Raw genomic sequence first — 12,038 nt, 5'->3', positions numbered from 1 at the left:
ACCAACCACAGCTCCGGCAAAATGGGCTTTGCGATTGCTGCCGCGGCAGCCAAACGAGGCGCGAACGTGACGCTGGTGAGCGGCCCGGTGTCGCTTACCACCCCTGCGTTTGTGCGGCGTATTGATGTAACTACCGCGCTGGAAATGGAAGCCGCCGTACAGGCGCATGCTCAACAACAGCATATTTTTATCGGCTGTGCGGCCGTCGCTGATTACCGCGCCGAAACCATTGCCGACGCCAAAATTAAAAAGCAAGGTGATGAATTAACAATAAAAATGGTGAAGAACCCGGATATCGTTGCCGGTGTCGCCGCATTGAAAACTCATCGTCCTTACGTTGTTGGGTTTGCCGCAGAAACGAATAATGTGGAAGAATATGCCCGGCAAAAACGTACCCGCAAAAACCTCGATTTGATTTGCGCGAACGACGTATCGCTGTCCACGCAAGGATTTAACAGCGACAGCAACGCATTGCACCTTTTCTGGCAGGATGGAGATAAAGTCTTACCGCTTGAGCGCAAAGAACTCCTGGGCCAACAATTACTGGACGAGATCGTTACCCGTTATGATGAAAAAAATCGACGTTAAGATTCTGGACCCGCGCGTTGGCGAGCAATTTCCGCTGCCAACGTATGCCACCTCCGGCTCTGCCGGTCTTGACCTGCGCGCCTGTCTCGATGACGCCGTAGAACTGGCGCCGGGTGCAACGACCCTGATCCCGACCGGGCTGGCGATTCACATTGCTGACCCGTCACTGGCAGCGGTGATCCTGCCGCGCTCTGGCCTGGGCCATAAGCATGGCGTCGTGCTGGGTAACCTGGTCGGCCTGATCGACTCTGACTATCAGGGTCAGCTGATGGTTTCCGTCTGGAACCGTGGCCAGGACAGCTTCACCATTGAACCGGGCGAGCGTATCGCGCAGATGGTGTTTGTACCGGTGGTGCAGGCAGAATTTAACCTGGTGGCAGACTTCGACGCTACCGACCGTGGCGAAGGCGGCTTCGGCCATTCCGGGCGCAAATAACCGCCCGACAAACACGCATCTCACAGCGCCATAATGCAATAACAAACCGCAAACGTCAGTTTGCGGGTCGCTGTGTGGTTGCCAGCCTGACAAGTGCTTATTTTCAGGGGTATTTTGTAACATGGCAGAAAAACAAACCGCGAAAAGGAATCGTCGCGAAGAAATACTTCAATCTCTGGCTCTGATGCTTGAGTCCAGCGACGGCAGTCAACGCATCACCACCGCCAAGCTGGCGGCCTCTGTGGGCGTGTCAGAGGCGGCGCTGTATCGTCATTTCCCGAGCAAAACCCGGATGTTCGACAGCCTGATCGAGTTTATCGAAGATAGCCTGATCACGCGTATCAACCTGATTCTGAAGGATGAAAAAGACACCAGCACGCGTCTGCGTCTGATTGTGCTGCTGATTCTGGGCTTTGGTGAACGTAACCCGGGTCTGACCCGTATTCTTACCGGCCACGCGCTGATGTTTGAACAGGATCGTCTGCAAGGCCGTATAAACCAGCTTTTTGAGCGTATCGAAGCCCAGCTTCGTCAGGTTCTGCGCGAGAAGAAAATGCGGGAAGGCGAGGGATATAATACGGATGAGACGCTGCTGGCAAGCCAGATCCTGGCATTTTGCGAAGGGATGCTCTCCCGGTTTGTGCGCAGCGAGTTTAAATATCGACCAACGGACGATTTTGACGCCCGCTGGCCGTTAGTGGCAGCACAATTACAGTAACGCCATCGCCGGATGGCGGCTTCGCCTTATCCGGCCTACGAACAGGTAGGCCCGGTAAGCGTAGCGCCACCGGGCAACGCAATTAAACCCCGAACTCTTCGCGATACGCTTTTACCGCCGCCAGGTGATCCGCCATCTCAGGCTTCTCTTCCAGATATGCAATCAGGTCTGTCAGCGTGATGATAGAGATCACTTTGCAGCCATAATCGCGTTCCACTTCCTGAATAGCAGAGATGTCGCCACGCCCGCGTTCCTGACGATCAAGCGAAATCAGCACACCCGCAAGCGTTGCACCGTTAGCCTGGATAATTTCCATCGATTCACGGATCGCGGTGCCTGCGGTGATCACGTCATCCACCAGCATCACGCGGCCCTGCAACGCACTGCCTACCAGATTGCCGCCTTCACCGTGGGTTTTGGCCTCTTTACGGTTAAAGCAGTACGGTACGTCGCGGTCATGGTGCTCCGCCAGCGCCACCGCCGTGGTGGTTGCAATTGGAATGCCTTTGTACGCGGGGCCAAACAGCAGATCGAAATCAATCCCGGAATCTACCAGCGCTTCGGCATAGAAGCGGCCTAACAGTGCCAGGTCGCGCCCGGTATTAAACAGCCCGGCGTTGAAGAAATACGGGCTTTTACGCCCGGATTTCAGCGTGAACTCGCCAAACTTAAGTACCTGCTTGTTAAGCGCAAACTCAATAAACTGGCGCTGATACGATTTCATGGATTTGCTCCTTTGTCTTTTCAGTCTTACAGGCAAAAAAAAGGCGACTCATTGGTCGCCTTAAAATCAATTTTCTAACGCCGCTTTCTGCGTCGCTACAATAGATTCAATACCCCCTCGGGCCAATGCCAGCAAGGTGAGCAGTTCTTCGTGAGTGAATGGCTCGCCTTCTGCCGTGCCCTGCACTTCAATGATGCGACCATCTTCGGTCATCACCACGTTCATGTCGGTTTCTGCGGCAGAATCTTCAACGTATTCCAGATCGCAAAGCGCTTCGCCGTTAACAATACCAACGGAGACAGCAGCAACCATCCCTTTCATTGGGTTGGTTTTCAGCTTACCGGCGGCAACCAGCTTGTTCAGCGCATCTGCCAGCGCCACACAGGCACCGGTAATGGAGGCCGTACGCGTGCCGCCATCGGCCTGGATCACGTCGCAGTCCAGCGTGATGGTGAACTCACCCAGCGTTTTTAAGTCAACCGCGGCGCGGAGCGCACGTGCGATCAGGCGCTGGATCTCCATAGTACGGCCGCCCTGCTTACCTTTTGCCGCTTCACGGGCATTACGGGTATGGGTTGCGCGCGGCAACATACCGTATTCCGCGGTGATCCACCCCTGCCCCTGACCTTTCAGGAAGCGAGGCACGCCCTCTTCGATGGACGCGGTGCAAAGCACTTTGGTGTCACCAAACTCAACCAGCACGGAGCCTTCAGCGTGTTTTGTATAGTTACGGGTCAGGGTGACGGGACGCACCTGGTTGGCGCTACGACCTGCTGGACGCATGATGGATTCTCCGGCTTGAAACGAATGTGGCTGCGCATTATACGGATAAAGGACGCTTATTCCTATCCTGAGAAGCCCCTGAAAGCTATAATCCCCCCATCTCTCCTTTAAAAACGGGAATGTCTATGATCCGCAGTATGACCGCCTACGCCCGGCGTGAAATCAAGGGTAGCTGGGGTAGCGCTACCTGGGAAATGCGCTCGGTAAACCAGCGCTATCTGGAAACATATTTCCGTATGCCGGAACAGTTCCGCAGCCTGGAGCCTGTGGTGCGTGAGCGTATCCGTACGCGTCTGACCCGCGGGAAAGTGGAATGTAACCTGCGTTTTGAGCCCGATGCCAGTGCACAGGGCGAACTGATCCTGAACGAAAAGCTGGCAAAACAGCTGGTTAATGCGGCGAACTGGGTCAAAATGCAAAGCGATGAAGGCGAGATCAACCCGGTTGATATTCTGCGCTGGCCTGGCGTGATGGCCGCCGGAGAGCAGGATCTGGACGCGATTACCGCTGAAATCCTGGCTGCACTCGACGGCACGCTGGATGACTTTATCGTTGCCCGCGAAACCGAAGGCCAGGCGCTGAAAGCGATGATTGAGCAACGCCTTGAAGGCGTGAGCGCCGAAGTGGCTAAAGTGCGCGCGCATATGCCAGAAGTGCTGCAATGGCAGCGTGAGCGTCTTGTCGCCAAACTGGAAGAGGCGGAAGTTCAGCTGGAAAACAACCGTCTGGAACAAGAGCTGGTGCTGATGGCGCAGCGTGTAGACGTGGCTGAAGAGCTGGATCGTCTGGAAGCGCACGTTAAAGAGACCTATAACATCCTGAAGAAGAAAGAAGCGGTAGGCCGCCGTCTCGACTTTATGATGCAGGAGTTCAACCGCGAGTCGAACACGCTGGCGTCTAAGTCTATCAATGCAGAGGTGACCAATTCAGCAATTGAACTGAAGGTCCTGATTGAGCAGATGCGCGAGCAGATCCAGAATATCGAGTAATACCTTTCAGGGTGGTGTCTGGCACATCACCCATTACTTTTTCTAATCCATATTTATCCTTACTTTCTTTGTCTCCCGCCTTATCACAAGCCCGTCTGCCATGCGTTGATAAATTTGTGTAGGGAAAATCCCCTCGCCTTAGAAAATCTCAATCGTGATCTTGCGCACAAATCGCTAACCTCCTCCACTTCATTCCGGAGGGTTTATGCTGCTTCACATTCTCTATCTTATTGGCATTACCGCTGAAGCCATGACCGGCGCGCTTGCCGCCGGACGTCGCCGAATGGACACCTTCGGCGTGATCATTATTGCCACGGCCACTGCGCTCGGCGGCGGGTCCGTGCGCGATATCCTGCTTGGCCATTATCCGCTCGGCTGGGTTAAAAACCCTGAGTACGTCATTATCGTGGCAACGGCAGCCGTGCTAACCACGATTGTAGCCCCGGTGATGCCTCATCTGCGCCGCTTGTTCCTGGTGCTGGATGCGCTTGGGCTGATTGTTTTTTCCATCATTGGCGCACAAATTGCTCTCGATATGGGTGAAGGCCCGGTTATCGCCACCATTGCGGCGGTGATCACGGGCGTGTTTGGCGGGGTGCTGCGCGATATGTTCTGCAAACGTATCCCGCTGGTTTTCCAGAAGGAACTGTACGCCGGCATCTCCTTTGCCGCGGCAGTGCTTTATGTCGCCTTGCAGCACTATGTCACCAACCACGATGTGGTGGTTATCTCCACGCTGCTGTTTGGTTTCACCGCGCGTATGCTGGCATTGCGCCTGAAGCTGGGCCTGCCCGTTTTTCATTACAAGCACAACGCGCATTAATGTCAGAACCCGTTAATGTGCTGCTCAGCCAGCCACCTTGCCAGCCTATCAACGGGAGGCGCATGCAGCCAGTTAACGACCTGCTGCGCCTTCTCTTCACCTGTTCCCGGCAAAGCCTGCCAGTCAGCGGCGCTCCGCTGATTCAGCGCCTGCCACGACGCCGCCCCAACCGCATTCAGCGTGGCTTTTGTCAGCGGGATCCCCATCGCTGTGACCCAGCGAATAAAAGGTTGTTTGCGCACAATATTAAAACGATGCCAGAGCGATAACCCGCGCCCGGCGGAAAAGCCAGGCGTGGACTGTAGCTGCGCCTGCGTCAGTGTTAACCACGAAAAAATATGCTCGAAACGATGCGTCTGATGAAGCGTTCGCCAGCCCGCCTCGCCTAACCCCTCGATCCCTAGCCCTTGTTTTGAGCTAAGCCACGTCAACCGGGCAAAGAACTGTTCCATACACGCTGGTGAGGCATAAAAACAGGTCAGCGAGTGGTACTGCAGGGCCGGAGGTTCTGGTTTTTCCCTGTTCGCTCCCCGCCAGACAACTCGATCGAATCGGGGGATCCCCTGCCCGGCGAGGCTTATCAGAACCTGATCGCCGGGAACAATATCCAGCCACTGCCAGCGTGTGACCGACCCCAGGCTCACCCGCCGCACCTGTTTATCATCAAGCTTTACTGGATCCAGTTCGGCTACAACGGACACCTTGCCCGTTCGCCCGACGCCAAACTGTATCCCTCGCACTTCAGCAACCTGAGCGACAGGCGTATATTTCCATGCGACAACCCAACGGCCTTCACCGGGTAACCAACCGTCGCCCGCGGGTTCATCTGCTGAACGCACCACAATGCCGTCCGTGGCAAAGGGCAATGCTGTTGTATGCCACGCTGAACGCTGCGCTTCGACCGCATTCACAGACGCGGCGGGCAGCGTATAACGCGCCGTCAGGGTGAACCCGGCTTTTGACAACGCATCCAGAGATACCTGCATCTCTTTAGGTCCATCCGGCCAGGCCCAGATAAACACGCCGAGCTGCCTGAGAAGTGCGCTATCGTTATGACGCATCATGGCGCCCGCCACTTTTGCCCGCATGTTCATCCCCCCCATCTGACGCTGGATGTGGTTTTCATGAATCCAGAACAGTTCACCCTGTAAGACGCTATTTGCCAGGGGGCCGGACAGGTTTTGCGGAACAGAGGGGATTGATCGAACCTGCGCCGTCCAGTCTTCACCTTTCACACCGTTGCCACGGCTAATGGCCCGGACAAGCTTCCCGCCCTGGTACACCAGCGTCACAGCCACGCCATCCACTTTGGGCTGCATCCAGAGATGTTGCCGGGCTCGCATCCACTGGCTGAGCTCAGCTTTACTGGCAACCTTATGCACGCCCGTATGCGCAACCGGGTGTGTCACACTACCTGTCAGAGGTGGCGGTCTCTCTTCGGAAGAGACATGACCAAAGCAGCGCTGCCACTGGTTCAACCGCGCGTTAAGCTGATCGTACACCCCGTCATCAACGTCACTGACTCCCTGCTTCCAGTAAGCATCGTCCCAGCGTTTGATCTGCGCGCTCAGCGCTACAATTTCCTTTTCTGCTTTTGCCTGCGACCATACCGGGCATACCGCTAACCCGGTGCTACACCACAACAGCGCAAACCCGCTTATCCATCGCCACATTATTACCCCTCCTTTGCGTTGGAGGAGGTATAACCCGGTATTGAAAACGACGCGAATGGCAACGTTACGCTTTACGAGGCGTTATCCAGCGTTTCTTTTTGTTGCTGCAAACCGCAGACAAAACCTGAAAACGGCACGCAAAATTTAATCATCCACGGGAAAAAGTGTGACAAAGGCTACGTCACACAGCGGCGACGTGTATAATAAGCCCGTATGTAGGACTTCTTCGTTAACACATACAAAAGACTCTCATGGCTCAAGGCACGCTTTATATTGTTTCTGCCCCTAGTGGCGCGGGTAAATCCAGCCTTATTCAGGCACTGTTAAAAACCCAACCGCTGTACGATACACAGGTTTCTGTTTCTCACACCACGCGAGCACCGCGTCCGGGTGAGGTGCACGGTGAACACTATTTCTTTGTGAATCACGACGAATTCAGAGCGATGATTGGCAGAGACGCGTTTCTTGAACACGCAGAAGTATTCGGTAACTACTACGGTACTTCGCGTGAAACCATTGAGCAGGTTCTGGCGACCGGCGTGAACGTGTTCCTGGATATCGACTGGCAGGGCGCGCAGCAAATTCGTAAGAAAATGCCTGATTCGCGCAGTATTTTTATTCTACCGCCATCGAAAGATGAACTGGATCGTCGCCTGCGTGGTCGCGGCCAGGATAGCGAAGAAGTTATCGCGAAGCGTATGGCACAGGCTGTTGCAGAAATGAGCCATTACGCGGAATATGATTACCTTATTGTGAATGATGATTTTGATGCCGCGCTGAGCGATCTCAAAACTATCCTTCGCGCAGAACGTCTGCGTATGAGCCGCCAGAAGCAGCGACATGACGCATTAATCACCAAACTGTTGGCAGACTGAACCCACTTTCAGTATCATGCCCAGTCATTTCTTCACCTGTGGAGCATTTTAAGTATGGCACGCGTAACTGTTCAGGACGCTGTAGAGAAAATTGGTAACCGTTTTGACCTGGTACTGGTCGCCGCGCGTCGCGCTCGTCAGATGCAGGTAGGCGGTAAAGATCCGCTGGTACCGGAAGAAAACGATAAAACCACCGTTATTGCACTTCGCGAAATCGAAGAAGGTCTGATCAACAACCAGATCCTCGACGTGCGTGAGCGCCAGGAGCAGCAAGAGCAGGAAGCCGCAGAACTGCAGGCCGTAACCGCCATTGCTGAAGGTCGTCGTTAATTAAACCTGCGGGTCGCCCTTGTATCTGTTTGAAAGCCTGAATCAACTGATTCAAACCTACCTGCCTGAAGACCAGATTAAGCGTCTTCAGCAGGCGTATCTCGTTGCACGTGACGCTCACGAGGGCCAGACACGTTCAAGCGGTGAACCCTATATCACGCACCCGGTAGCGGTGGCCTGTATTCTGGCCGAGATGAAACTCGACTACGAAACGCTCATGGCCGCCCTGCTGCATGACGTGATTGAAGATACCCCTGCCACCTACCAGGACATGGAGCAGCTGTTTGGCAAAAGCGTTGCCGAGCTGGTGGAAGGGGTCTCTAAGCTTGATAAGCTGAAATTCCGCGATAAGAAAGAGGCGCAGGCCGAAAACTTTCGCAAGATGATCATGGCGATGGTGCAGGATATCCGCGTCATTCTCATCAAACTTGCTGACCGCACCCACAATATGCGCACGCTGGGCTCACTTCGCCCGGATAAACGTCGCCGCATCGCCCGTGAAACCCTCGAAATCTACAGTCCGCTGGCGCACCGTTTAGGTATTCATCACATTAAAACCGAGCTGGAAGAGCTGGGTTTTGAAGCGTTATACCCGAACCGCTATCGCGTGATTAAAGAGGTGGTGAAAGCCGCTCGCGGTAACCGTAAAGAGATGATTCAAAAGATCCTCTCTGAAATCGAAGGGCGCTTGCAGGAAGCCGGTATTCCATGCCGCGTCAGCGGTCGCGAAAAGCATTTGTACTCTATTTACTGCAAAATGGTGCTCAAAGAGCAGCGTTTTCACTCGATCATGGATATCTACGCGTTCCGCGTCATCGTCCACGACTCGGACACCTGCTACCGCGTGCTGGGGCAGATGCATAGCCTGTACAAGCCACGTCCGGGGCGCGTCAAAGATTACATCGCCATTCCAAAAGCGAACGGATACCAGTCTTTGCACACCTCGATGATTGGCCCGCACGGCGTTCCGGTTGAGGTGCAAATTCGTACCGAAGACATGGATCAGATGGCGGAAATGGGTGTCGCGGCGCACTGGGCTTATAAAGAGCACGGCGGCGAAAGCAGCACCACCGCGCAAATCCGCGCCCAGCGCTGGATGCAGAGCCTGCTGGAGCTGCAACAGAGTGCAGGTAGCTCGTTTGAATTTATCGAGAGCGTTAAATCCGATCTCTTCCCGGATGAGATTTACGTTTTCACGCCGGAAGGGCGCATTGTCGAACTGCCTGCGGGCGCGACGCCGGTCGACTTCGCTTACGCCGTGCATACCGATATCGGCCATGCCTGCGTGGGTGCCCGCGTCGACAGGCAGCCTTATCCGCTGTCGCAGCCGCTCTTCAGCGGGCAGACTGTCGAAATTATTACCGCGCCGGGCGCACGTCCTAACGCCGCCTGGCTGAACTTTGTCGTGAGCTCAAAAGCGCGCGCAAAAATCCGCCAGCTGCTGAAAAATCTCAAGCGCGACGACTCCGTCAGTCTCGGGCGTCGTCTGCTCAATCACGCGCTGGGTGGCAGCCGCAAACTGGCAGAGATCCCACCAGAAAACATTCAGCATGAGCTGGAGCGTATGAAGCTCGCCTCGCTGGATGACCTGCTGGCAGAGATTGGCCTCGGAAACGCCATGAGCGTGGTCGTGGCGAAGAACCTGCAACAGGGCGAAACGACAGCCGTTCCTGCTAACGCGCAAAATCATGGTCACCTGCCAATCAAAGGCGCTGACGGGGTGCTCATCACCTTCGCCAAATGCTGCCGCCCTATCCCGGGCGACCCGATTATTGCGCACGTCAGCCCGGGTAAAGGGCTGGTGATCCACCACGAATCCTGCCGTAACATCCGTGGCTATCAGAAAGAGCCTGAGAAGTTCATGGCGGTCGAATGGGATAAAGAGACAGCGCAGGAATTTATCACTGAAATCAAGGTGGATATGTTTAACCACCAGGGTGCACTGGCGAACCTGACGGCAGCGATCAACACGGCCTCGTCAAACATTCAGAGCCTGAATACTGAAGAAAAAGATGGCCGCGTTTACAGCGCCTTTATTCGCCTGACCGCCCGTGACCGCGTACATCTGGCCAATATTATGCGCAAGATCCGCGTGATGCCGGATGTCATTAAAGTCACCCGTAACCGAAACTAGCATTATGAATTCAACACGTTACGAGCGAATCTGCGAAATGCTCGCCAGGCGTCAGCCTGACCTGACGGTCTGCATGGAGCAGGTCCATAAACCTCATAACGTCTCTGCTATCGTCCGCACCGCAGATGCCGTCGGCGTGCATGAAGTCCACGCCGTCTGGCCAGGCGCACGTATGCGTACCATGGCCTCCACCGCTGCAGGCAGCAACAGCTGGGTATCCGTGAAAACTCACCAGACTATTGGTGAAGCGGTCTCGCACCTGAAAGGGCGTGGCATGCAGGTTCTGGCAACCAACCTCTCTGCTAAAGCCGTGGATTTCCGTGAGATCGATTACACCCGTCCGACCTGCATTTTAATGGGCCAGGAGAAAACGGGGATCACGCAGGAAGCACTGGATTTGGCTGACCGGGACATCATCATTCCGATGATCGGCATGGTCCAGTCACTCAACGTGTCGGTCGCCTCAGCGCTGATCCTGTATGAAGCGCAGCGCCAGCGTCAGAATGCCGGAATGTACGAGCGCAGCAACAGCATGCTGCCGGAAGAGGAGCAGCAGCGCCTGCTGTTTGAAGGTGGCTATCCGGTGCTGGCTCGCGTTGCGAAGCAGAAGAAATTGCCTTACCCCCACGTCAACGCGCAGGGCGAAATTGAAGCCGATGCCGAGTGGTGGTCCACCATGCAGTACGCAGGATAAATCATGAAAGGCCGCCTGCTGGACGCCATACCGCTCAACAGCCTGACGGGCGTGGGCGCGGCACAAAGCAGTAAACTGGCGAAGATTGGCCTGCACACCGTGCAGGATCTCCTGCTCCACCTCCCCCTGCGTTACGAAGACCGTACTCAGCTTTATAAAATTGGCGATCTGCTGCCCGCTATTTACGCCACCGTTGAAGGGGAAGTGCTGAACTGCAACATCACCTTTGGCGGACGCAGGATGATGACCTGCCAGATCAGCGACGGCACCGGCATTCTCACCATGCGCTTTTTCAACTTCAATGCGGCGATGAAAAACAGCCTTGCCACTGGACGACGCGTACTTGCGTACGGTGAAGCCAAACGGGGCAAATACGGCGCGGAGATGATCCACCCGGAATACCGCGTGCAGGGCGATCTCAGCTCACCTGAGCTACAGGAGACGCTCACGCCGGTCTATCCAACCACCGAAGGCATTAAGCAGGCCACGCTGCGCAAGCTCACCGACCAGGCGCTGGAGCTGCTCGATACCTGCGCCATTAACGAGCTGCTGCCGCCGGAGCTGGCGCAGGGCATGATGAGCCTGCCGGAGGCGTTGCGCACCCTGCACCGTCCGCCGCCGACGCTTCAGCTCATAGACTTAGAAAGCGGTAAACACCCCGCACAACGGCGTCTTATCCTTGAGGAGTTACTGGCTCATAACCTGAGCATGCTGGCACTGCGCGCCGGTGCGCAGCGTTTCCACGCTCAGCCTTTAGGCCCGCATGATGAGCTCAAAGATAAGCTGCTGGCCACACTGCCGTTTAAACCCACCGGCGCCCAGGCGCGGGTCACCGCCGAGATCGAACGCGATATGGCGCTGAATGTGCCGATGATGCGCCTGGTGCAGGGCGACGTGGGTTCCGGGAAAACGCTGGTTGCCGCGCTGGCCGCTTTACGCGCTATCGCCCACGGCAAGCAGGTGGCGCTGATGGCGCCGACAGAACTGCTGGCCGAGCAGCACGCCAACAATTTCCGTAACTGGTTCGCCCCACTGGGGATCGAAGTGGGCTGGCTGGCCGGGAAGCAGAAGGGCAAAGCACGTCTTGCACAGCAGGAAGCCATTGCCAGCGGGCAGGTGCAGATGATTGTCGGCACGCACGCCATTTTCCAGGAACAGGTGCAGTTTAACGGCCTGGCGCTGGTCATTATCGACGAACAGCACCGCTTTGGTGTTCATCAGCGTCTGGCGCTGTGGGAGAAAGGTCTGCAACAGGGCTTCCACCCGCATCA

The 12,038-nt window shown here is 55.7% G+C and carries 13 protein-coding genes; 10 read left to right on the top strand and 3 right to left on the bottom strand.

The window, feature by feature from the left end:
- From coaBC to slmA, 3 genes are all read left to right on the top strand, one after another.
- Nucleotides 1-588 (top strand): bifunctional phosphopantothenoylcysteine decarboxylase/phosphopantothenate--cysteine ligase CoaBC (coaBC, locus tag HP459_RS16235; protein ID WP_171936486.1); only part of this gene is annotated, 588 nt, incomplete at its 5' end.
- Nucleotides 566-1,024 (top strand): dUTP diphosphatase, encoded by a 459-nt coding sequence (gene dut / locus HP459_RS16230; RefSeq protein WP_015570042.1) that lies wholly within the window; start codon nucleotides 566-568, stop codon nucleotides 1,022-1,024. The genes coaBC and dut, both read left to right, overlap by 23 nt.
- A gap of 121 nt (nucleotides 1,025-1,145) precedes the next feature.
- The gene (gene slmA / locus HP459_RS16225) at nucleotides 1,146-1,742 is read left to right on the top strand and encodes a nucleoid occlusion factor SlmA (RefSeq protein ID WP_003860901.1); all 597 of its coding nucleotides are present in this window, start codon (nucleotides 1,146-1,148) and stop codon (nucleotides 1,740-1,742) included.
- An 82-nt stretch (nucleotides 1,743-1,824) separates the two neighbouring features.
- Here slmA and pyrE read toward each other — a convergent pair whose 3' ends face one another.
- Nucleotides 1,825-2,466 (bottom strand): orotate phosphoribosyltransferase, encoded by a 642-nt coding sequence (gene pyrE, locus HP459_RS16220; RefSeq protein ID WP_023305206.1) that lies wholly within the window; start codon nucleotides 2,464-2,466, stop codon nucleotides 1,825-1,827.
- 66 nt (nucleotides 2,467-2,532) lie between these two features.
- Entirely contained in the window at nucleotides 2,533-3,249 is a 717-nt protein-coding gene (gene rph / locus HP459_RS16215; protein WP_015570044.1) for a ribonuclease PH, read from the bottom strand.
- Between the two features lie 125 nt (nucleotides 3,250-3,374).
- On the opposite strand from rph, the gene HP459_RS16210 reads away from it, so the two are divergent.
- Both HP459_RS16210 and HP459_RS16205 read left to right on the top strand, forming a co-directional pair.
- Nucleotides 3,375-4,238 carry a YicC/YloC family endoribonuclease gene (locus HP459_RS16210; RefSeq protein ID WP_003860907.1) on the top strand — a complete coding sequence of 288 codons (864 nt, stop codon included), beginning with the start codon at nucleotides 3,375-3,377 and terminating at the stop codon, nucleotides 4,236-4,238.
- 205 nt (nucleotides 4,239-4,443) lie between these two features.
- Nucleotides 4,444-5,061, top strand: coding sequence for a trimeric intracellular cation channel family protein (locus HP459_RS16205; protein ID WP_023299016.1), 618 nt, complete (start codon nucleotides 4,444-4,446; stop codon nucleotides 5,059-5,061).
- Nucleotides 5,062-5,063: 2 nt separating this feature from the next.
- Here the strand turns inward: HP459_RS16205 and ligB are convergent, their stop codons facing one another.
- Nucleotides 5,064-6,734 (bottom strand): NAD-dependent DNA ligase LigB, encoded by a 1,671-nt coding sequence (gene ligB, locus HP459_RS16200; protein ID WP_171936485.1) that lies wholly within the window; start codon nucleotides 6,732-6,734, stop codon nucleotides 5,064-5,066.
- 251 nt (nucleotides 6,735-6,985) lie between these two features.
- Between ligB and gmk the strand changes: the two genes are divergently transcribed.
- The 5 genes from gmk to HP459_RS16175 all read left to right on the top strand — a co-directional run.
- The gene (gmk, locus tag HP459_RS16195) at nucleotides 6,986-7,609 is read left to right on the top strand and encodes a guanylate kinase (RefSeq protein ID WP_006177710.1); all 624 of its coding nucleotides are present in this window, start codon (nucleotides 6,986-6,988) and stop codon (nucleotides 7,607-7,609) included.
- A 54-nt stretch (nucleotides 7,610-7,663) separates the two neighbouring features.
- On the top strand, nucleotides 7,664-7,939 hold the full coding sequence (rpoZ, locus tag HP459_RS16190; RefSeq protein WP_000135058.1) for a DNA-directed RNA polymerase subunit omega: 276 nt from the start codon (nucleotides 7,664-7,666) through the stop codon (nucleotides 7,937-7,939).
- A 19-nt stretch (nucleotides 7,940-7,958) separates the two neighbouring features.
- On the top strand, nucleotides 7,959-10,073 hold the full coding sequence (spoT, locus tag HP459_RS16185; RefSeq protein ID WP_022646616.1) for a bifunctional GTP diphosphokinase/guanosine-3',5'-bis pyrophosphate 3'-pyrophosphohydrolase: 2,115 nt from the start codon (nucleotides 7,959-7,961) through the stop codon (nucleotides 10,071-10,073).
- Nucleotides 10,074-10,077: 4 nt separating this feature from the next.
- Nucleotides 10,078-10,767, top strand: a complete 690-nt coding sequence (trmH, locus tag HP459_RS16180; RefSeq protein ID WP_032622047.1) for a tRNA (guanosine(18)-2'-O)-methyltransferase TrmH — start codon at nucleotides 10,078-10,080, stop codon at nucleotides 10,765-10,767.
- 3 nt (nucleotides 10,768-10,770) lie between these two features.
- On the top strand, nucleotides 10,771-12,038 hold a 1,268-nt coding region (locus tag HP459_RS16175), incomplete at its 3' end, for a DEAD/DEAH box helicase (protein ID WP_171936484.1).

It is taken from the genome of Enterobacter sp. CM29 (assembly GCF_013179605.1).
In the GTDB taxonomy this organism is placed as follows: Bacteria; Pseudomonadota; Gammaproteobacteria; order Enterobacterales; family Enterobacteriaceae; genus Enterobacter; species Enterobacter intestinihominis.
This window is presented reverse-complemented; position numbering and strand designations above follow the sequence as displayed.